This is a genomic window from Erythrobacter sp. QSSC1-22B, assembly GCF_001678665.1.
Classification (GTDB): Bacteria; Pseudomonadota; Alphaproteobacteria; order Sphingomonadales; family Sphingomonadaceae; genus Qipengyuania.
Genome location: NZ_LZRP01000005.1, coordinates 266,306 through 285,763, shown reverse-complemented (window position 1 = coordinate 285,763; position 19,458 = coordinate 266,306). Strand labels below are relative to the sequence as shown.

The following is a 19,458-nucleotide window of genomic DNA, read 5'->3' as shown; positions in this document are numbered from 1 at the left end:
CGCGCCTTCGGGCGTTTCGACACCTGCGGCCCCGAAACCCGTGCCCCCGAAGCCTGTGCTCTCGGCCGCTCCCGATGTCGAACAAGCAGATGTGCATGCAGGTCACGATATGGGCTCGATGTCCGACCACGACATGGATCAGATGTGAAAGGTTTGGAGATGAAAGCTATGTCTTCAGATAGCGCCTTTCGCAGGATTCGGACAGCTAGCACAACTTTCGCAATAGTTCTTCTGACCGCCTGCACAAGCGCTGCCCAAGGTAGTCCATACGTGATGTTCCGCGATCCGCAGTGCGGTTGCTGCGAGGAATGGGCGAAGCATGTCAACGCCGGCTTGAGCCACGAGGTTGCGGTGCGCGAAGACCGCCCGATGACAGAGGTAAAAACCGAGTTGGGCGTGCCCGATGACCTGTCTTCGTGCCATACCATGGAGGTCGCGGGTTATGTGATCGAGGGCCATGTGCCCGCTCGCGAAATCGCTCGCCTGCTCGACGAGCGACCGCAAGGTATAGCAGGGCTGGCCGTGGCGGGAATGCCACTGGGCTCACCCGGCATGGAGGCCGGCGGCAGGGTCCAGCCATATCAGGTAATCGCCTTTGGTCCGGCTGGCCGAAGCGTATATGCGAGCTACCCGGGGTCGCAGTGAGTTTGCTGGAGTAGCAGTTATTCGATCAACCAATCAGCCTTGGCACCCCGATTGCCTCGCCGCAGCAGCTAGCGAGCGCCCTGTCCGCTCTCGTGTCCCGGGCATTGCTAAACGCATGGGCGGCAGCAAAAGGCAGACGGGCTTCGGCTCGACTACCGAGAATCTGAGCAAGTTTGGCATGGGTCGGCGAGCTTGCGCCCCGACTTGGTGGGGGGCCGTCCTGTGATCTCTGCTCTGCTTCTGGGCTTTGTGCTTTTCGGGATCTCGATCTACCTGCACTTGTGGATGCTACGGGCTGCGAAGTCCGTGTCGCCACCCGGCAAGGATCCTCGCCATCTGCGCCTGCTTGCAGGTTCCAGCATCGTTCTTTTGAGTCACTTGATGGTCGCCGGTATTTTCGCAGGTGGCATGTATCTCGCGTCGGTCTGGGGTCTCGGCAACCTTGAGAAAGCCGTCATCGAGAGCTGGATGGATTATTACTATTTCGCGTTGATCACCATTTCGACCGTTGGGCTCGGGGATATTTTGCCGGCCGGTCATATGCGGGCGATCTCCGGTATCGCCGCGCTGACCGGATTTTTGATCATCAGTTGCACGGCCCAATACATCTACAAGACCATGAGCGAACAGGAGGACTGAAATGGCCCAACGCAAGGAACACGATCAGGGTGAAGGAGGAAGCAATTACTGGCGCTTCATGGCGATGGTCTCGACATCGACCGTCATCATGTTCTTGCTAATGTATTCCAACACTTATGATGCCGATCACTTGTTTTGGAGTGAAACCCGCTTCTGGATGATGTTCGTAATGGGGGCCATGATGATGGTCGTCATGCTCCTTTTTATGTGGGGCATGTATAAGGACAAGACCAAGAACTTCATCATTCTCGGGGTCGCCGCGGTCGTATTTGCGCTCGCGCTGTGGCTGGTCCGTAGCCAGACCACAGTGGACGACGAGGAATTCATGGCGGCGATGATCCCGCACCACTCGATCGCCATCATGACCAGCGAGCGGGCGAGCATCAAGGATCCGCGGGTGCGCAAACTCGCGCATGACATCATCCTCGCTCAGCGCCGTGAGATCGCGCAGATGAAGTATTTGATCGCCGATATTGAGGAGAACGGCGTGCGAACCGAAAGACGCCTGCCGGACGGGATAGAAGCGCCGGGTTCTACAGCCTCGCAGCCAAATCCTGTCCCTGCCGAAGGAGCCGCGCAATGAAGACGAACTTTTTCCTCATCGCCGGACTGACTGCGACACTGGCCGCATGCAATCAGAACACTGCCATCGGGAATGACCGCGAAGCGCGTCTGGACCCGCCTGCGGAAGCCTCGCCGATCGAACCGGCATCTAGCGCGCTTCAGAATGTCGCGACCGCGCTGGTGAAACCGGAGACCATGAGCGCAGCCGATATCGCGGCAATCGGCGGAACGAGCGGACGGTGCGTCTACAGCTTGACGGAGGTCGGGTTCCCCACCGTGGTCTATGAGCCTGGCGCACAGGCATTCGTCAAATTGAACGGAAAGCTGATCCCGATGCAGGCCGCAGGACGGGATCGTTATGTGAGCGGCGAACTGCTGCTGACGATGCGCACTCTCGATGACGAGGGCAACGCCGGATTGCAGTCGCAGGAGATCGTCATCGTGCCGCCTGGCGCTGAGGACGAACTGGGCTACCGTGGCTATATAAATTGTGAAAATTAGCGGCGTTAGTGACGGCAGCTACACTCTCCCTGAGCTTATCGGCTCAGGAATGCCACGGCTGACCGAAATGGGCTCGGGTCTTTAATTTTGGCGATGTTCTGGCAAGCTGCGCGCTCTGGCAGAGAAGAAATGAGACTGGCTAATCGGTCTAGATGCATACCTTAAGCGCACGCTGCCGCGAGCGGATTGCGCTCGACGCGCCGACACCAAGACGCATCCAACCTCATGGTAGCCCATGCCGCCGTCAATCGCCGGAATTACCCGGTCCCCAGGTCTTGTGAAACCGTTCCTGCCATCTAAGCTGGCCTTCTGCCACCAGCAGACAGCGTGATTCACTTCAACGAGCAAGGGAATCTCGGTCGAGTCGGTCCGTGTGGAAACCGCTCTAACCTGCATTGTTAGGCCGTTCGAGCAATACCTTGCTTGTCGATTCACAAACTGATACTATACCCCCCTAGGGTATAAGATGCCATGAAGGTGGTTGGCGCATAAACAAGAGCAAGCCTGCAATCTTAAATCGTCTTCGTCGCATCGAGGGGCAGGTTCGCGGTGTCTCGCAAATGGTCTCCGATGACCGCTATTGCGTCGACATTTTGCAACAAGTGCAGGCGATAAAAGCTGCCCTTGGGAAAGCTGAAAGCGAGATCCTAAAGGACCATGCTGCCTGTTGCGTCGCAGAAGCAATCTTGTCCGGCGACGTCGACGAGCAACGGGCAAAATTTACCGAACTGGTCGATCTCTTCGACAAGGTGAAGCGATGACCCGGGTGCGCAACGCCCAATATTATTCGATCGCAACCTGTGTCGCAGACGGCCTATAATAAATTCAAACAGGAGGTTCAAATGCAAGAACAGACTTTGAAGACAAGCGCCATTCGCTGGGGCTGGACCTTGAGTATCCTCCTGCTCATATCATATCTGCTTTGTATCGGTTTTGGCGTTGTATTTCCTGCGCGAGTTCACATGCACGAAGCGTGGGCTCCGCTTCTGCCAGGCTTTGAGTGGCTCACACTGGAGGGATTCGTTGCCGGGGCAATCGGAAGCTTTCTTTATGGGTGGTATTTTGCGCTGCTTGGCGTGCCGCTCTTTCGTCTGTTTGGCGGAGGCCGTAAATCATGAGCGCATATACCTGTCCGATGCACCCTGAGGTGCAGCAGGACACGCCCGGGAAATGCCCCAAATGCGGGATGAATCTCGTCCTGCTGAACTCGGAAGGCGCGGCGTCAGGCGAACACGCATGCTGCCATAGCGAAGGCGCGGAGCGGCAGCAGGGTGCGGACACCGGCGAATATGACCGCGTTCCGCCCGGTCATGACGGGACGGTCTATACCTGCCCGATGCATCCCCAGGTCCGGCAGACCAAGATGGGCTCGTGCCCGATTTGCGGCATGGGGCTGGAACTGGAATCGGCTGGAATGGCCGACGATGGCCCTAATCCCGAGCTGGTCGATTTTAGCCGGCGGTTCTGGGTGGGCGCCGTGCTTACGATTCCGCTGCTGATCCTCACCATGGGGCCGTTTCTCGGCCTTGGCATTCGCGATACTATTGGTGAGCGCACGACGCTGTGGATCGAATTTGCGCTGGGCACACCGGTGGTCCTGTGGTGCGGCTGGCCGTTCCTTGTGCGCGGCTGGAATTCCTTTCGGACGATGAACCTCAACATGTTTTCGCTGATCGGCATGGGGGTAATGGCCGCCTGGCTGTTCAGCGTCGTTGCAATTATTGCGCCCGATATCTTCCCATCTGGCTTCCGCGATGCAGAAGGCAATGTCGGCGTTTATTTCGAGGCTGCAGCGGTGATCGTGACCCTGGTCCTGCTTGGCCAGGTGATGGAACTGCGTGCTCGCGAGGGCACCGGCAAGGCTATCCGCGCCTTGCTTGATCTGGCGGCCAAAAGCGCGCGGATCATCCGGCCGGACGGGACCGAGGAAGAGATTGCGCTCGAGGATGTTGCCGTCGGAGATCGCCTGCGCGTCCGTCCCGGGGACAAGATGCCCGTCGACGGGCTTGTGCTCGACGGACGCTCCTCGGTCGACGAAAGCATGATCAGCGGCGAGCCGGTTCCGGTCGAGAAGGTCGCGGGCGATGATGTGACCGGCGCGACCATCAACGGCACCGGCTCCCTGATCATCGAAGCGACCCGGGTGGGGTCCGAAACCATGTTGGCGCAGATCGTCGGGATGGTGGCGGCAGCTCAGCGGTCCCGCGCCCCGATCCAGAAATATGCTGATAAGGTGGCAGGCCTGTTTGTGCCTGCCGTTATCGGGATCGCTGTTCTCGCCTTCATCGGCTGGGCGATCTGGGGCCCGGCACCGGCACTCTCCTACGCCTTAATCGCGGCGGTTGCGGTGCTAATAATCGCCTGTCCGTGCGCGCTTGGCTTGGCGACGCCGATGTCGATCATGACCGCAACCGGGCGCGGCGCGCAAGTCGGCGTTCTGATCAAGAATGCCGAGGCACTTGAGCGGTTCGAGACCATCGACACGCTGATCGTCGACAAGACCGGCACCTTGACCGAAGGCAAGCCGCGGCTGGTCGCGGTGATGCCCGAGGAGGGCTTCGACGAAGCCGAAGTCCTACGCCTGGCCGCGTCGCTCGAACGCGGATCGGAACATCCGCTGGCCGAAGCCATCGTGCGCGGGGCCGAAGAGCGTGGGGCGATAATAGGCGATGCGAGCGAGTTTGAGGCGATCACCGGCAAGGGCGTGAAAGGCACTGTCGGCGGCAAAGCCGTGGCGCTGGGTAATATCGCCATGGTCCGCGATCTGGGCCTGGAGGCAGAGGCGCTGACAGGTAAGGCCAATGCCCGGCGTGACGACGGCGAGACCGTCATGTTCGTGATGGTCGGCGGCAAGGTTGCGGGTCTGGTCAGCGTCGCCGATCTGGTCAAGGAAACCACCCCTGTTGCGCTCAAGGAACTGCATGCGCTCGGCCTGCGGATCATCATGGCCACCGGCGACAATGAACGAACGGCCAAGGCCGTAGCCGCGCGCCTCGGCATCGATGAGATCCGTGCCGATGTTCTCCCCGAGGACAAGGCGCGAATTATTCGCGAGCTGCAGGCCAAGGGCGCCAAGGTCGCAATGGCGGGCGACGGGGTGAATGATGCCCCGGCGCTGGCCCAGGCCGATGTCGGTATCGCAATGGGCACCGGAGCCGATGTTGCCATCGAAAGCGCCGGCATTACCTTGGTCAAAGGAAACCTCGATGGCATCGTGCGCGCGCGGCGACTTGCCCGTGCCACCATGCGCAATATCCGGCAGAACCTGTTCTTCGCGCTAATCTACAATACGGCCGGTGTTCCGATTGCAGCGGGCGTGCTGTATCCCTTCTTCGGCATTTTGATCAGCCCGATGTTCGCCGCCTTTGCGATGAGCGCGTCCTCTATCTCGGTGGTGCTGAACTCGCTGCGGCTGCGGAGCGCCAAGGTATGACCGAGACCGGGCACGAGGGGCATTCGACAAAAGACAATCAGGAGAACAAGGGAACGATAAGCCTTTACGGAGGCATCGCTATGGGCACCGGCGTGATGATCGGTGCGGGCATCTTCGCGCTGACCGGCCAGATCGCCGAACTTGCAGGTCCTCTGTTCCCCCTGTCTTTCGTGGCCGGGGCACTAGTTACGGCTCTAGCCGCATACAGTTATATCAAAATGTCGAATGCGTGGCCGTCCTCCGGCGGGATCGCGATGATACTGCAAAAGACCTATGGTCCAGGAGTGGTGGCAGCGTCCGCATCGCTCCTCATGGCGCTATCGATGGTCATCAACGAGAGTCTGGTCGCGCGAACCTTTGCCACATACGCGCTGCGTCCATTCGGCATGGAGCAGAACAGCTTGCTTCTGTCCGTATTGGCCTTGGGCCTAATCGTGTTCGCATATCTGGTGAATGCTGCAGGCAACCGCTCGGTCAGCGGATTTTCGCTGGTCATGTCGGCAATCAAGATTGGGGGCATCGCCATTTTTGCCGTCACCGCCATCTGGGCGAGCGGCCTCTTCTCGGGCGCCTTCACCCAGGATGCGTCGATGACGAGCGGGGGATCCTTCCTGGCGTCAGTTGCCTTTTCCATCCTTGCCTTCAAAGGTTTCACCACAATCACCAACAGCGGCGGCGAAATTGTCGACCCACACCGCAATGTGGGGCGGACGATCATCTTTTCGATCGCCATCTGCGTCGCGACCTATTTGCTCGTCGCGCTGGCCGTCGGTTCGAGCCTGACTATTGGTCAGATCGTGGAAGCACGGGATTACTCGCTGGCTGCGGCAGCAAGACCCGCGCTCGGCCAGGTTGGATTTTATTTCACGGTCCTCATCGCTCTTGCGGCGACAACCTCCGGCGTCATCGCAAGCGTTTTTGCCGTGTCACGCATGCTCGCGATGCTGACCAAGATGAAGATGATACCGCACAGCCATTTCGGCATGAGCGGCAGCATCCGCAGCCACATGCTGGTCTATACAGTCGTGGTCGCAGGAGCGCTCGCCGTCCTTTTCGACCTGTCACGGATCGCTTCGCTGGGCGTATTCTTCTATCTTGTCATGGATATGCTGGTGCATTGGGGCGTTTTTCGTCACCTGCGCCACGAAATCGGCGCAAAGGCGACGGTCCTTCTGACAGCCTTGGCTGCCGATGCAGTGATCCTTGCGGCTTTCACGATGATCAAGCTTCGTTCGGATCCGATGATCGTAGCTTACGCCGTCGGAGGCATCTTGCTGGTATTTGCGGCCGAATGGATATTTCTGTCGCGGCAATCCCGTGAGGAGCGCGAGTGAATTTCGCATCTCGGGCCTTCGGGCGATCAAAACCGAAGATCGGGTAAGGGGTATATGCGAAACTATCTCGAGATGCCGGAGATCTGGATCGCCACAAATGGTTTCCTTTTGGCATTTCTGTGGGAAATGCTGCAAATGCCCGTCTACGACATGGGGGGTCTTTCGACCTGGCAGGCGACCAAGAACTGCGCTTTCGCCACCTTCGGAGACGCAGGAATCATGGTATTTGCCTATTGGGTAGCGACGCGGTTTGCGCCCGATCGGCTCTGGTTGCGGCAGTGGCACGTTCGCCTGCTGGCGACCTACCTCAGCGTCGGAATGCTTGTAACGATCGTCGTCGAGCATTTCGCTTTGAGGAGCGATTGGGGCTGGACCTATTCCGAGACTATGCCGACGATAGCGACCATCGGACTGGTGCCCATTTTGATGTGGTTGATCGTTCCGATGGTGACTCTGGCGATGGCGAGGCGGTCGCTGTTCGGCGGGAAAGCAGACAGCGGCGATTGATCATTGCGGCAGAAAGGTGGGTCCGAACGGATGGGCGCCGTCCGGACCCGGTTTTGCTTTATTGCTTGCTTACTGACGTGATCTGATTGCCCGCATCGCTTGCCTCGAACTCAAAAGTGATCGTGTCGCCGACGGCAACTTCGTCGCGGACTTCCGGTGTCGCATCGAAAGCCATGGTCATCGCCGGCCACTCCATCGCCGGGACCGGACCGTGATCGAGGGTGATCGTGCCAGCTTCGGCATCGATCTCAGTGACCGTGCCTTGTGCGCTACCGGCTCGAACAGCGCCAGACTGCGTCATCGGCATATTTTCAACGTTCATCGGCATCTCGTCCACTGCCATCGGCATCTCTTCAGTTGCCATGGGCATTTCGCTGTCGCTCGCATTGTCACATCCAGCCAGAGCTAGCGATAGTGCCAGCGTCGGCGCCAGCACGGTCAGACGGGTTGAATAGCGCATTGATCTTCTCCTTGGGGTAGATTGGGCTCGGAAGCCCGGGGACGCCGCATCAACAGATATGCAGCGGGAAGCACGAACATCGAAAGCAGCGGGGCCGTAATCATTCCGCCGATCATCGGGGCCGCAATGCGGCTCATCACTTCAGAGCCCGCGCCGGTTCCGATGAGGATCGGGAACAGGCCTGCCAAAATGACGGCCACGGTCATTGCCTTAGGCCGGACCCGCAGCAAAGCGCCCTCGCGAATGGCTTCATCGACACCTTCTGCATCCAGTTCGCCGCTGTGGCGTTCGAGTGCAGCCTTGAGGTAGATCATCATGACCACACCGAACTCGGCGGAGACGCCTGCAAGCGCTATGAAGCCCACCGCCGTTGCCACGGATTGGTTATAGCCCATCAGGTAAAGCAACCAGAAGCCGCCGGTAAGCGCGAAGGGTAGCGTCCCCATGATCAGCAGCGCTTCGTCAAGGCGGCGGAAGATCAGGTAGAGCAGAAGGAAGATGATCGCGAGCGTGGCAGGGACGACGATTTGCATCCGCTCGTAGGCGCGGGTCAGATATTCGAACTGACCGGCATAAGACAGGCTCACACCGGCGGGGAGTTCCACGCCCGCAGCGATAGCTTGCTGCAAATCTTCCACAACGGACGAAAGGTCACGTCCGCGCACATCGACATAGACATAGCTTGTCAGCCGTCCCTGCTCGCTCTTGAGCATCGGCGGACCGCTGGTCACTTCGATATCTGCAACGGTGCCGAGCGTGATCTGCTGACCCGACGGGGTCAGGACCGGAAGAGTTCTGATATCCTCCACGCTATCGCGGATTTCGCGCGGATAGCGGACATTGATCGGATAGCGCGCCAGACCCTCGACCGTGCGACCGACATTGGCGCCGCCAATCGCACCGGAGACGATCTCCTGCACATCGGCGATGTTGAGGCCGTAGCGGGACGCAGCAACTCGATCGATATCGACGTCGATATATCGCCCGCCTGACAATCTCTCGGCGAGAGCCGAGCTAACGCCGGGCACTTGTTTGGCGACACTCTCTACCTCGAGTGCCACGCGCTCGAGCTCTTGCAGGTCCTCGCCAGAGACCTTGACGCCGATCGGGCTCTTGATGCCCGTTGCCAGCATGTCGATCCGGTTGCGGATAGGGGGAACCCAGACGTTGGCCAGGCCCGGCACCTGAACCACGCGGTCGAGCTCATCGACAAGCTTCTCGGCTGTCATCCCCTCGCGCCATTCGTCACGCGGTTTGAATTGGATGGTGGTTTCGAACATCGTCAGTGGCGCCGGGTCAGTCGCTGTGTCCGCGCGGCCTGCTTTGCCAAAGACGGTCTCGACCTCGGGCACGGACTTGATCAGGCGATCGGTTCGCTGGAGCAGGTCGGATGCCTGTTGCGGCGAAAGGCCCGGCAGCGCGCTCGGCATGTAGAGCAGGTCACCTTCATCGAGTGGCGGGAGAAACTCCCCGCCGAGGCGCGAGAACGGGATAATCGTGGTCAGAAAAATGAGTCCAGCGATTGCCAGCGTCATCTTTGGCCGCCGCATGACCCAGCCGAGTCCTGGACGATAAGCGCGGGTCAATCCGCGGTTGATCAAGTTGGTGTCTTCCGCGGGGATCTTTCCCCGTATCAACCAGCCCATCAGCACCGGGACCAACGTTATCGAGAGGATAGCCGCGGCCGCCATCGCGTAGGTTTTGGTGAAGGCGAGCGGAGCGAACAGCTTGCCCTCCTGTGCCTGCAAAGTGAAGACTGGAAGGAACGAGAGGGTGATAATCAGCAGGCTAAAAAACAGCGCCGGACCGACCTCCTTCGAAGCGTCGCCCACAATCCGCCACCGCTCGTTATTGGACATTACCGCATCCTGATTCTCGTGGGTCCAGCGCTCGATATGCTTGTGCGCATTCTCGACCATCACGATCGCGGCATCGACCATCGCCCCGATCGCGATGGCGATACCGCCGAGCGACATAATATTCGCGTTCAGCCCCTGGATGCGCATCACCATGAAAGCGGCGAGGATCCCGATAGGAAGCGTCACGATAGCAACAAGCGCCGAGCGCACATGCCACAGGAACAATCCGCATACGAGACCGACGATGATGAATTCCAGGATCAGCTTTTTCGTCAGGTTCTCGACCGAAGCATCAATCAGGGCCGATCTGTCATAGACTGTGACGACTTCGACCCCTTCGGGCAGGCTCGCAGATAGCTGCTCGAGTTTCTCTTCGACAGCTGCGATGGCCTCACGCGCATCTCCGCCCTGACGCAGGATGACGATGCCGCCGGCAACCTCACCTTCGCCGTTCAGTTCTGCGATACCGCGCCTTAGTTCTGGCCCCATCTGGATGTTTGCTACGTCACCGAGCGTCACTGGAACGCCGCCAGAAGCGGTCTTCAGCGGAATTTTGCGGAAATCGTCGAGGTCGCTGAGATAGCCCGAGGCTCGGACCATGTATTCAGATTCTGCCATCTCAACGATCGAGCCGCCGGTTTCCTGATTGGCCGCCTGAACCGCATCGACGATTTCGCCATGCGTCACACCGAATGAGGCCATTCGGTAAGGATCAAGCACGACCTGATACTGCTTGACCATGCCGCCGATGCTGGCGACTTCGGAGATGCCGGGGATGGTTTTCAGTTCATATCGCAGGAACCAGTCCTGCAGGCTCCTGAGGTCGGAAAGGTCATGTCGGCCGGTCCGGTCGACGAGTGCATACTGATAAATCCAGCCAACGCCGGTTGCATCTGGACCAAGCGCTGTGGCCACCCCGTCGGGCAGATCGTCCTGCGCCTGGCTCAGATATTCAAGAACGCGCGATCGTGCCCAGTAGAGGTCGGTCCCGTCCTCGAAGATGATGTAGACGTAGCTGTCACCGAACATTGAATAGCCGCGAACCGTCTTGACGCCCGGCACAGAAAGCATCGTAGTGGCCAAAGGATAGGTCACCTGATCCTCGATGATCCGTGGCGCCTGACCCGGATAGTTCGAGCGGACCACTACCTGCACGTCCGACAGATCGGGCAACGCGTCGACCGGCGTTGTCCGCACGGCCCACAGACCTCCAAGCGTAATCGCGATGGCCGCAAGGACGATAAACAGGCGATTGGCAATGGACGCGTCAATGATGCGCGCGATCATTGGCCGCTCCTCCGGATCGAAACGATCTGCGGTCCGGCATCACTCTGCGTAAAGGTGAAGGTGACCCGGTCACCGCGCTTGAACCCACGCACCTGTGCCGGACCCTTGGTTGCAAAACCCATTGTCATAGCCGGCCAAGAGAGCGCAGGAACGGGTCCATGCTTCAGCGTAATCTTCTGCGCAGTAATGGCATTGTTTGTGCCAGTGGCTGTGTAAGTGTCCGCAGCATTTTCGTCCGCTTTCCGGTCACCACTGCTGCTTGCCATCGGCACTTCATCGATCGGGCGAACATCGAGCCCGGCCAGGCTCGCTTCGGAATCCAGCAAGAACTGGCCGGAGCTGACGACTTTCTCGCCGGGTGCCAGACCGGCCAGGATTTGGGTGCGCCCCTTGGCTTCACGACCAATCCGCACCTCTGCGGGACGATACCCACCTCCTTTTTGGGCCAGCATCACAATCGTGCGCTCGCCTGTGCGAATCACCGCTTCGGAGGGAACCAGCAGTGCCCTTTCGCTCTGCGGGACCAGCGAGACCTGCGCGAACATACCTGGCTTCAGTCGTCGACCTGGATTGGACAATGCAGCGCGCACGGTGATCGTGCGACTTTCGTCGGCCGCGCTTGGCAAAATGGCTATAATTGGCCCGGTGAAATTCTCTCCGGGGAAAGCGGTCAATGTGGCAGTGATCGGCTGGCCATCCCTCACTTCGGCTGCCAGTGTTTCGGGAACTGCGGCCTCTAGCCAGATCGGTGTAAAGCCGGCGACCTGGGCTAAGGTCTGTCCGGCTGAAACGGTCATTCCGGGTCTCACCATGAGTTCGGTGATTGCGCCCGAAATCGGGGCGCTCACGGTAATCGTCGAATGCGGCTCGCGAGTGCGAGTGACCCGCGCAATCAGCGAAGCTGACATTCCAAGCAGCAGGAGCCGCTGCCGCGATGCACTGGCAAGCTCGTCGTTTCCAGTGCCCAGAACGGCTATATACTCGCGTTGTGCTCCGCCCCACTCTGGAACAAGGATATCGACCAGTGGCGCGCCCTTGCTCACGACATCCTGCGGGGCCAGGCCGTAGGTGCGCTCCACATATCCGCCGGCACGAGGCTGCACGATTGCGACATCGCTCTCGTTATAGCTGAGCACGCCGGTGACTGTGACGTCCGGTTCGAGAATGCCGAACTCTGCTTTCGCAGTCCGGATACCAAGGTTCTGCACCAGCGTGGGGTCGATGCTGACGCCGCCTGCACCGGCAGTTTCTCCGGCGCACTTCGGCACCAGCGCCATATCCATAAATGGTGACGGTCCAGGTTCGTCGAAGCGTTGACCGGGGACCATTGGGTCATACCAGTAAAGGACGTCCTCGCACTCGGTGCTTCCCGAAGCGGCATCATCATCGGCCCCGTCCCTGAATTGCCAGACCCCGTAGCCGGCAACGACAATCGCTAGGCCAATGCCAGCTGCGGCCGCGTATGATTTCTGACGCGGCGTCAGTTCCTTCCAGGCTGCCTTCATTGCACTTGCTCCGTGTAAGTCAGCCGAAGTTTGGAGGCGGCCTCCACCGCCGCTTCCTCGCGTTCAAGAATTTCGAGTTCGAGAAACGCCTGCGCCTTGATCGCTTCGATCACGTCAAGCAGGTCGGCTCTCCCGGCGGCAAAGCTTGCCGTCTCCAGTTCAACCCGGTCACGGGCGAGCGGCAGCAATTCATCCTTTGCACGCTTCCACTGTTGGTAGGCGCTTCGCCAGGCAGCGAGATCGGCTCCAAACTGCGCTTGGAGCTCACGCAGGCGATCCTCTCGCACGGCGCTCGCCGAAGCGGCGTCCGCCTCGGCAGCGCGAATGCGAGGCTCCTGTCGGCGTCCTCCAAACAACGGCAAGGTCACTGTGCCCATTACCGAGAACAGGTCGCCGAACCTGCGCTCGCGGATGCCGTAGCTAACGTTGACACCGAAGTCGGGCCGCTTTTCCGCCTCGGCCAAGCCGACTTCTGCCCGCGCCTGTTGGATCGCTGCGTTTGCAAGAACGATCTGCGGGTTAAACCCCAGAGTGTCTCTTAGCTGCTCGGGATCCACTTCGATTGGAGGCATGATCCCCGCAGCGACTGGATTTTCAACTGCCACATATCGGACCAAGAGTGCTTGTGCCGCCTCGCGGTTCGCTTCGAGGGCAGTGATCGCGTCTTCGACTTCAAGCAAGGCGCGGCGGATTTCAAGGGTTTCGGCGGGTCGAGCGGATCCGCTCGAAACGGCCGCGTAGGCCACCGGAACCAGTTGCCGTAATTCGTTCAGCGCCTCATCCGCTACCACAAGCGACCGCTGGGCGTAGGTAAGTGAAATCCACGCCCGTCCTGACGCGATCCGAGCCATATATTTGGTTTGGTCTAGTTGCGCCTGCGCAAGGCCTATCTCTGCATCTGCCATCCTGGTGCGCGCCCGCAGCTTTCCCCGATTGGGAATTCGCTGTTCGATTCCGACCAAAAGCTGGGTCATCATTGTCGGGTCGAGAAAATCTGGTCCTGTAACAGGCAAATTCATAATGCCGGCCCGCAATTGGGGGTCCGGCAGTTCATCGGCAGCCTCCGCCGCATCCTGTCGCGCCTGCAGTTGTAACTCACCCGCCTGCACGCCCGGCTGTTCGATCACAGCAGCGCGAATAGCCTCGTCATAGGTAAGACCGGGACCGACCTGCTGCGCGGAAGCCGGAACGGCAAGCAAGGCAGCGGGCAAGAGCCAGCTGGTTGATTTTTTCATCATTGTGTTTTCCCAAACCGGCAGTGCTTGCCGCTCGCGGCGGGCATTGGCGATGCTCGCAGCCACTCGGCTGCGCTCACACGGTCTCGCGATACCGCGGACAGAGCGCCGCGGCAGAAGTTCAGGAATGCAATTGGGGAGGTGGAGGCTCGGGGCCGCGACAAGCGCTCAGCGGCTCTCTGGAGGCCAGTTTCGTATATCGATAATCGCTCTGAAGTGGTGAAGGCGACTGCAAGGTTCCTTCGGACCGGTAAAGCGCGGAGATACAGGTCATGCCGGAGACGCAGCCCAGCTTCGGGTCATGGCAGTCAATTGTCTTTTCAGTCGCGCCATCAACAGCGCGGTCGAGGACCATCTTTTCACAATCTGATGCAGCAGACACGGCGATCGTCTGACGAGCGTAAGCTGAAGGCTGAGCCAAGAGCCCCAAGCCTAAAAGCGCTCCAAACATTAAAAATAGTCGCCACAATTGCATGAAAATCACCTAGCACTCGGTTGCCGAGAGCGAAAGCCTATCGAAAACGGGCGCGGCAGCTGCGACATGTCATCCGCGGGGCGCATAGGTGCCCCCACCGAGACGACATGGGATGAACCGCGCCCCATGTCTTCGTGAGAGCGGGGTTACTTGGCAGGCATTTTGTCGTGCTTCGCTTCCATCATTTTATGACAGTTGCTCATCATCTGCTTCATCTGCTCGCGCATTTCGGGGTCATTCATCATGCCCTTCATTCCGCCCATGTCGCCCGCCATCATTTCACTATGATCTGCGGGCATTGCATTCTTCTCAGAGCGCTCATCCTTTGTCTGCGCGAGGGCTGCAGAGGATATGCCAAGCGCAGCAAACGCGCTCAAGGCGGCGATTTTCAACGTCGTCATTGTAATTCACTCCTGCTTCGCAAGGCCCATGGGCCGATCCTTGCGTTTAGATGAAACCGCGGCCCGCCGGTTGTGATCGTGTCGTTAAGCCTTCCGTGTCCCAAACCTGCCTGGGGGTTGGAGAGGCCTCTACCGTCACCATATCGGGGTTCCCACCATGGTAAGGTCAAGGCCAAATGCAGAATTATATCTACACGTCGCGAACCCACGGAGAAGCAGTATGAATATCGGGGAGGCAGGCGCCGCATCGGGCGTTTCAGCCAAGATGATCCGCTACTATGAAAAAACCGGCTTGATTGGGGCTGCAGACCGCACAGATGCGGGTTATCGTGTATACACAAACGAAGACGTTCATACGTTGAGATTTATTCGCCGCGCTCGCGATCTGGGTTTCTCTGTTGCTCGTATAAATGAACTGCTTGCACTTTGGCGATGCGGTGACCGTTCAAGCGCAGAAGTAAAAACTCTGACTATGGCGCATGTGCGCGAGCTTTCGAAAAAGGTTTCGCAGCTGCAAGAGATGATCGCAACTCTGACCCACCTTGCCGAGAACTGCTTCAACGATGAGCGCCCTGACTGCCCTATTCTCACCGGGCTCGCCGAAAGTTCCGATCGCTGGAAGTCCGGAGCGGCGGAAACCCGCTTCGGTGCGGCTCGGGTCACCTCCTGAGCTGCCCAGTTTCAGCTCTGTTGGGTCGCGAGCACAGATGGGGCCCCGCCCTTCGCGATGGCGTAGATGATGGCATTTGATCTGCCTGGCCCAAACGCTGACTTCAGTGTCCTCCAAAACGCAGGCGAATCCCTCCATTCAGGATGAAGCCCTCAAGGGGTGCCCAAGCGTCGACCGTCCACTCGCCGCTCGGTGCTCGTTGCCGACGCAGTAGGGGATCGTATTTAGTCTGGCGCACGTCGAGCAGGTTCTCGGCATTGGCGAATAGGCTGACCTTGCCGATCGTTATCTCGCCAAGGATGCCGAGATGCAGGTAGGGACGCGAGCGGGTGCGATAGGGATTGTCCTCAAGCGTTTGCACCCCCGTGTAATAGGCCTCGATGCCGATCCGTCCCTTGCCGTGCTCTTCCCACATGCCCACCAGCCCTGCGGTATGTTTGGGCGTCAGCGACACTTTTCGCCGGGCAAACCCCGTAGCGTCAGGCTCGGTCGCATCGACGAAGACATAGCTGCCGGTGATGGTGAACCCGTCCTGCCTAAAGCGAAGCAGTAATTCCGAGCCGCGCACCCGCGTTGTTCCATCGACGTTGACGAGCTGGACACGATCTCCTGCGATCTCATCGAGCCGTGTGGCATTATCGATGTTGGCCCTAAACAGCGTAAGGTTGGCTTCCCACGGACCATCGGCATAGCCAATGTCGATCGAGGCGGTGCGCGCAGTTTCCGCTTCGAGATCACCCAGCGGCTCGAGCCGCGAAAGCCCAGATGCCTCGATCGCATCCACGAAAGGCGTGGGGGCGAAAAACCCTCGGCTGAACGAGCCACGGATCGTCCAGTTACCGGGGCGGTAGAGCGCCGACAGGCGCGGGCTGAACTGCGTTCCAAATTCGCTGTGGAAGTCGACGCGGGCGCTCGCTGCCAGTGTCAGGTCGAGCGAAGCTTCCTGCTCAACCTGCGCGAAAATGGCAGGTGCTTCATAGGAGTAATCGAACGCCGGAAATGTCTCCGAAGCGAAGCCGTCGGACTGGAATGCTACGCCGCCGACCCAGGAAGTCGCACCGCTGCTGCCAGCGACCGAAGCTTCACCGAACAGGTTCGTATGGCGGTCATCTTCGACGACGTTGCCAAAGCGATGGAGATGGTTCTGGCGCATCGCCGAAGCGCGCAGGTTGAGCGTGCCGATCTCCGCCAAAGGAGTTTCTGCGACCAATCCCGCATCGAAGCGCTCGGTGTCCTGCGTCTGCACGAACGGCGTGCCGTCAGGCACCGTCCGATGTGGCAGAGTCCCACCGACACGATTTTCGGTCATCGCTCCCAGCGTGAGATAAACGGATGACCCCTCATCACCATTCCATTGAATTCTGGGGCGCGCGGTGAGGCGATCATAGCCGGCCATATCATACCAGCCATCGCCATCCAGATCCTGCCCGCTCTGGCGATGGGCCCCCGCCGTAAGCGAAAGCCCGGCATTGCCGCTCACTGGACTGGCTGCATAAGCCGTCAGGTCCTGGCCATTGCGGGTGGTCGCATTGGCGAGCACTTCGGCCTCGAACTCGTTGCCCGGGCGTTTGGAAAAGAGATTGATCACACCGCCGAGCGCCGAGGCGCCGTAGAGCGCCGAGACCGATCCCTTGATCACTTCGACCTGGGCCAGATCGGTAGGCGGGATCTGCAACAGACCGAGCGATCCCGCTCCCCCGCCATAAAGCGGAAGGTTGTCGGCCAGCAGCTGGGTGTAGCGACCCTCCAGACCCTGGATGCGGATATTGGCAGCGCCCAGCGCCGGTGAAGTTACCTGCACCCGCACTCCGCCGGTCTCGTTGACGAGCATGGCGATGTTGCCGGGGCGCATGATCGCCTTCTCCTCGATCTCCTCGCCAGCAATCACCTCGACGCGAAGTGGTTCGTCTTGAACCCGCCGGCCAAGCCGCGTGCCCTGAACGATAATGACCTCTTCGCTCTCTTCGCTCTCTTCGCTCTCTTCGCTCTCTTCGGCCTCATCATGCCCTTCGTGCTCATCGTGAATTGGAGACCAATTCTGGCCCGCTGCATCTTGAGCGTGGGCAGGATGGGAGAACGTGAGCAACGAGACTGCGACCAGCAGGAGCGACGTGCGGGAATCAAGGATCAAGAGAGAGCTTTCTAAAGAGGGCGAATCGATGGGTGTTGGTATTCAATCCGCTGCGGGATTGAGCATGGTCTCGAGATCAGGCGGAATCACCATCCGCGCAAAGGCGCTCATTCGCCCGACCGGTATTGCCAATGGGAAGTCGCCCGGTGAGATTGCCTGGAGGGGCCAAGCCGAACCGGATAATCTGACCGGCAGCCTCCCGCCAGTCGCGCAGCCTCACCGCCAGCCTCAGCATTCGCCAGTGCGACTGGCAATGCGACACCAGTTTCAGCTGGGCGAGGATATGCGCGCGTTTGAGATGAAGCCACGCATGATCAATGCATCCGGCACTCACCGCAAGGTTCGCAGCGCGATACTCTTCAGCGAGAAATGCGGAGATCCGTGAGGTGGGATGATCAGCCATGCGCCAACTCCCGGCGTGCCTGCGTGAATACTTCGATGCTGCCCCAGATTGCGAGACCAGCCATGATACTGGCGACAAGCAGGTCGGGCCATGCTTGCCCGGTGCCGAACACGCCGAAAGCCGCAACAAGCACGGCAATGTTGCCGATCGCGTCGTTGCGCGAGCAGATCCAAACCGATCGCATGTTCGCATCGCCCTCGCGATAACGAAACAACAGCAATGCCACGATCATGTTCACGACCAGAGCCAGCGCTCCGATGATCCCCATCGTCTCCGGTTCGGGGCTTGAACCCACAGCGAAACCGTAAATCGCGTAGCCGATAACCCATAGGCCGAACGCCAGCATGGTTGCGGCCTTCACCAGGGCAGCCCTTGCCCGCCAAGCCAGCGCCATGCCGGCCACACCGAGGCTGATGGCATAGTTCGCCGCATCGCCGAAAAAGTCGAGCGCATCCGCCTGGAGTGCGCGGGAGTCTGCTGCGACGCCAGCGATGATCTCGACCACGAACATGGCAGCGTTCGCCACGAGAGCGATCCAAAGTATCAGGCGCCAGCGCGGATTGTTATGCGCGGCTACATCGGGTTCGGGGGTCTCGCAGCAGGATTTGCCCATGCCACTCTCCTTGCAACGTTCGAGTCGCAGAGACATATGCACCTTGTAGCTACTACAAGGTCAAGCGATGCGTATCGGCGAACTGGCAAAGGCGACTGGCACCAAGGCGGAGACGATCCGCTATTACGAGCGCGAAGGCATCTTGCCTGCGGCGGACCGGACAGACAGCAATTACAGGGATTACTCCAGCGGCCACCTCGCGACGCTGACATTTGTCCGGCGGGCACGAGAGCTCGGATTCAGCATGGCTCAGGTTCGCGAACTGCTTGTTCTTTCCGATCATGACGACAAGCCTTGCGCAGACGTCGATCAGCTTGTGCAACGACAAATGGCAGAGGTTGAGCGCAAGATTTCTGATCTCACTTCGCTGCGGGTGGAGTTGGGGCAGATGCTGGAATCCTGCGAATCGGACCGGGTCGGCGAATGCAGGATCGTCGAGAGCCTCGGCCGGCGATGATGATGTCGACTATGCCACACGTGGTCCCCAGAGGATAATGTCGTCCGCCGCCGGCTGACCGTTGGGGAAACGAGGCATGCTACCGAAATTAGGAGACGTTATTCTGGCGAGACGCAGGTGCGCTCGTCGGGGTCTTGGCTATGACTGCGTCCGCACTTGGCCTTGAGGCAATTCCAATTGGGCGGAACCGGAGCGATGTCGACGAGGCGACCGGTTTTGGCCCTCCGATATGTTGCCGGTGGAGCAAAGTTCTGCCGAGAGAGCCGATAAACTTGGCGCCGGGAATGTTTAAAAATCGCTGTGCCGGCGAGAAGGCGGCACTTTACTCCGCGCTCGGCG

General features: G+C 59.5%; 19 protein-coding genes. 11 read left to right on the top strand and 8 right to left on the bottom strand.

What is annotated here, in order from left to right:
- Positions 1–273: 273 nt before the first annotated feature.
- The 9 genes from A9995_RS10445 (at position 274) to A9995_RS10410 (ending at position 7,623) form a co-directional block, all read left to right on the top strand.
- Positions 274–645, top strand: coding sequence for a DUF411 domain-containing protein (locus A9995_RS10445; protein WP_145916899.1), 372 nt, complete (start codon positions 274–276; stop codon positions 643–645).
- 222 nt (positions 646–867) lie between these two features.
- The gene (locus A9995_RS10440; RefSeq protein ID WP_067612522.1) at positions 868–1,284 is read left to right on the top strand and encodes a potassium channel family protein; all 417 of its coding nucleotides are present in this window, start codon (positions 868–870) and stop codon (positions 1,282–1,284) included.
- Positions 1,285–1,348: 64 nt separating this feature from the next.
- The gene (locus A9995_RS10435) at positions 1,349–1,867 is read left to right on the top strand and encodes a DUF305 domain-containing protein (RefSeq protein WP_067612697.1); all 519 of its coding nucleotides are present in this window, start codon (positions 1,349–1,351) and stop codon (positions 1,865–1,867) included.
- Entirely contained in the window at positions 1,864–2,349 is a 486-nt protein-coding gene (locus A9995_RS10430) for a DUF6692 family protein (protein ID WP_067612519.1), read from the top strand. Before A9995_RS10435 ends, A9995_RS10430 begins: the two co-directional genes overlap by 4 nt.
- A gap of 461 nt (positions 2,350–2,810) precedes the next feature.
- Positions 2,811–3,110 (top strand): metal-sensitive transcriptional regulator, encoded by a 300-nt coding sequence (locus tag A9995_RS10425; protein WP_233998177.1) that lies wholly within the window; start codon positions 2,811–2,813, stop codon positions 3,108–3,110.
- An 81-nt stretch (positions 3,111–3,191) separates the two neighbouring features.
- Entirely contained in the window at positions 3,192–3,467 is a 276-nt protein-coding gene (locus A9995_RS16060) for a hypothetical protein (protein WP_082992646.1), read from the top strand.
- Positions 3,464–5,782, top strand: a complete 2,319-nt coding sequence (locus A9995_RS10420) for a copper-translocating P-type ATPase (protein ID WP_067612513.1) — start codon at positions 3,464–3,466, stop codon at positions 5,780–5,782. The genes A9995_RS16060 and A9995_RS10420 overlap by 4 nt, the downstream gene beginning before the upstream one ends.
- Entirely contained in the window at positions 5,779–7,116 is a 1,338-nt protein-coding gene (locus tag A9995_RS10415; RefSeq protein WP_067612510.1) for an APC family permease, read from the top strand. Before A9995_RS10420 ends, A9995_RS10415 begins: the two co-directional genes overlap by 4 nt.
- Before the next feature lie 54 nt (positions 7,117–7,170).
- Positions 7,171–7,623 (top strand): hypothetical protein, encoded by a 453-nt coding sequence (locus tag A9995_RS10410; protein WP_067612507.1) that lies wholly within the window; start codon positions 7,171–7,173, stop codon positions 7,621–7,623.
- A gap of 58 nt (positions 7,624–7,681) precedes the next feature.
- Here the strand turns inward: A9995_RS10410 and A9995_RS10405 are convergent, their stop codons facing one another.
- The 5 genes from A9995_RS10405 to A9995_RS10385 all read right to left on the bottom strand — a co-directional run bounded on the left by A9995_RS10405 (position 7,682) and on the right by A9995_RS10385 (position 14,845).
- Positions 7,682–8,083 carry a copper-binding protein gene (locus A9995_RS10405; RefSeq protein WP_233998168.1) on the bottom strand — a complete coding sequence of 134 codons (402 nt, stop codon included), beginning with the start codon at positions 8,081–8,083 and terminating at the stop codon, positions 7,682–7,684.
- Positions 8,062–11,229 (bottom strand): efflux RND transporter permease subunit, encoded by a 3,168-nt coding sequence (locus A9995_RS10400; RefSeq protein WP_067612504.1) that lies wholly within the window; start codon positions 11,227–11,229, stop codon positions 8,062–8,064. Before A9995_RS10400 ends, A9995_RS10405 begins: the two co-directional genes overlap by 22 nt.
- On the bottom strand, positions 11,226–12,734 hold the full coding sequence (locus A9995_RS10395; protein ID WP_067612501.1) for an efflux RND transporter periplasmic adaptor subunit: 1,509 nt from the start codon (positions 12,732–12,734) through the stop codon (positions 11,226–11,228). Before A9995_RS10395 ends, A9995_RS10400 begins: the two co-directional genes overlap by 4 nt.
- Entirely contained in the window at positions 12,731–14,035 is a 1,305-nt protein-coding gene (locus A9995_RS10390) for a TolC family protein (RefSeq protein ID WP_233998167.1), read from the bottom strand. Before A9995_RS10390 ends, A9995_RS10395 begins: the two co-directional genes overlap by 4 nt.
- 555 nt (positions 14,036–14,590) lie before the next feature.
- The gene (locus A9995_RS10385; RefSeq protein WP_067612497.1) at positions 14,591–14,845 is read right to left on the bottom strand and encodes a hypothetical protein; all 255 of its coding nucleotides are present in this window, start codon (positions 14,843–14,845) and stop codon (positions 14,591–14,593) included.
- Between the two features lie 220 nt (positions 14,846–15,065).
- Here A9995_RS10385 and cueR point away from each other — a divergent pair, with 220 nt between their 5' ends.
- Positions 15,066–15,515 carry a Cu(I)-responsive transcriptional regulator gene (gene cueR, locus A9995_RS10380; RefSeq protein WP_067612495.1) on the top strand — a complete coding sequence of 150 codons (450 nt, stop codon included), beginning with the start codon at positions 15,066–15,068 and terminating at the stop codon, positions 15,513–15,515.
- Between the two features lie 103 nt (positions 15,516–15,618).
- Here cueR and A9995_RS10375 read toward each other — a convergent pair whose 3' ends face one another.
- The 3 genes from A9995_RS10375 to A9995_RS10365 all read right to left on the bottom strand — a co-directional run bounded on the left by A9995_RS10375 (position 15,619) and on the right by A9995_RS10365 (position 18,662).
- Positions 15,619–17,646: a TonB-dependent siderophore receptor gene (locus A9995_RS10375; protein WP_067612491.1), complete on the bottom strand. Its 2,028-nt coding sequence runs from the start codon at positions 17,644–17,646 to the stop codon at positions 15,619–15,621.
- 76 nt (positions 17,647–17,722) lie between these two features.
- Positions 17,723–18,049, bottom strand: a complete 327-nt coding sequence (locus A9995_RS16055; RefSeq protein WP_233998166.1) for a DUF3703 domain-containing protein — start codon at positions 18,047–18,049, stop codon at positions 17,723–17,725.
- A complete protein-coding gene (locus tag A9995_RS10365; protein WP_067612486.1) occupies positions 18,042–18,662 on the bottom strand; it encodes a cation transporter in 621 nt (206 codons plus the stop codon). Before A9995_RS10365 ends, A9995_RS16055 begins: the two co-directional genes overlap by 8 nt.
- A gap of 67 nt (positions 18,663–18,729) precedes the next feature.
- On the opposite strand from A9995_RS10365, the gene A9995_RS10360 reads away from it, so the two are divergent.
- A complete protein-coding gene (locus A9995_RS10360; RefSeq protein WP_067612484.1) occupies positions 18,730–19,119 on the top strand; it encodes a helix-turn-helix domain-containing protein in 390 nt (129 codons plus the stop codon).
- Positions 19,120–19,458 lie beyond the last annotated feature (339 nt).

Excerpts from the sequence above, each read along its gene's own strand:
- A9995_RS10445 (WP_145916899.1), top strand. The coding sequence starts at position 274 with ATGTTCCGCGATCCGCAGTGCGGTTGCTGCGAGGAATGGGCGAAGCAT.
- A9995_RS10435 (WP_067612697.1), top strand. The coding sequence starts at position 1,349 with ATGGTCTCGACATCGACCGTCATCATGTTCTTGCTAATGTATTCCAAC.
- A9995_RS10430 (WP_067612519.1), top strand. The coding sequence starts at position 1,864 with ATGAAGACGAACTTTTTCCTCATCGCCGGACTGACTGCGACACTGGCC.
- A9995_RS16060 (WP_082992646.1), top strand. The coding sequence starts at position 3,192 with ATGCAAGAACAGACTTTGAAGACAAGCGCCATTCGCTGGGGCTGGACC.
- A9995_RS10420 (WP_067612513.1), top strand. The coding sequence starts at position 3,464 with ATGAGCGCATATACCTGTCCGATGCACCCTGAGGTGCAGCAGGACACG.
- A9995_RS10415 (WP_067612510.1), top strand. The coding sequence starts at position 5,779 with ATGACCGAGACCGGGCACGAGGGGCATTCGACAAAAGACAATCAGGAG.
- A9995_RS10410 (WP_067612507.1), top strand. The coding sequence starts at position 7,171 with ATGCGAAACTATCTCGAGATGCCGGAGATCTGGATCGCCACAAATGGT.
- A9995_RS10405 (WP_233998168.1), bottom strand. The coding sequence starts at position 8,083 with ATGCGCTATTCAACCCGTCTGACCGTGCTGGCGCCGACGCTGGCACTA.
- A9995_RS10400 (WP_067612504.1), bottom strand. The coding sequence starts at position 11,229 with ATGATCGCGCGCATCATTGACGCGTCCATTGCCAATCGCCTGTTTATC.
- A9995_RS10395 (WP_067612501.1), bottom strand. The coding sequence starts at position 12,734 with ATGAAGGCAGCCTGGAAGGAACTGACGCCGCGTCAGAAATCATACGCG.
- A9995_RS10385 (WP_067612497.1), bottom strand. The coding sequence starts at position 14,845 with ATGACGACGTTGAAAATCGCCGCCTTGAGCGCGTTTGCTGCGCTTGGC.
- cueR (WP_067612495.1), top strand. The coding sequence starts at position 15,066 with ATGAATATCGGGGAGGCAGGCGCCGCATCGGGCGTTTCAGCCAAGATG.
- A9995_RS16055 (WP_233998166.1), bottom strand. The coding sequence starts at position 18,049 with ATGGCTGATCATCCCACCTCACGGATCTCCGCATTTCTCGCTGAAGAG.
- A9995_RS10365 (WP_067612486.1), bottom strand. The coding sequence starts at position 18,662 with ATGGGCAAATCCTGCTGCGAGACCCCCGAACCCGATGTAGCCGCGCAT.
- A9995_RS10360 (WP_067612484.1), top strand. The coding sequence starts at position 18,730 with ATGCGTATCGGCGAACTGGCAAAGGCGACTGGCACCAAGGCGGAGACG.